The sequence below is a fragment of the Halomonas sp. ND22Bw genome (assembly GCF_003011945.1).
GTDB classification, from domain to species: domain Bacteria; phylum Pseudomonadota; class Gammaproteobacteria; order Pseudomonadales; family Halomonadaceae; genus Halomonas; species Halomonas halophila.
In genome coordinates this window covers 1-261 of sequence record NZ_PXWD01001142.1, presented here as the reverse complement: position 1 = coordinate 261, position 261 = coordinate 1, and the positions used below count along the sequence as shown (strand labels likewise).

1 protein-coding gene is annotated in these 261 nt (G+C 64.4%); it reads left to right on the top strand.

Annotation, left to right across the window (positions count from 1 at the left end):
- Positions 1–261, top strand: a 261-nt coding sequence (locus CVH10_RS21750; protein WP_369335961.1) for a LysR substrate-binding domain-containing protein, incomplete at both ends; no start/stop codon positions are given.

Genomic DNA, 261 nt, shown 5'->3' with positions numbered 1-261 from the left:
CGACGGGCGCGAGCACCTGCTGGAGCAATCGCTGCAGAAGCGCGGCCTCGAACGTCGCGTCGTGGTGGGCCTGTCGCACTTCATGAGCTTGCTGCCACTCATCGAGAGTTCGGACCTGATCGCCACGGTGCCGCGCGACCTGGCCAACATCTGCGTCCGCCACGGCGATATCCGCATCGTGGCGCCACCGTTCAAGTCACCCGCGGTCGAGGTCCATCAGTTCTGGCATCGCCGCTCTCAAAAAGACCCGGTCAATGTGTG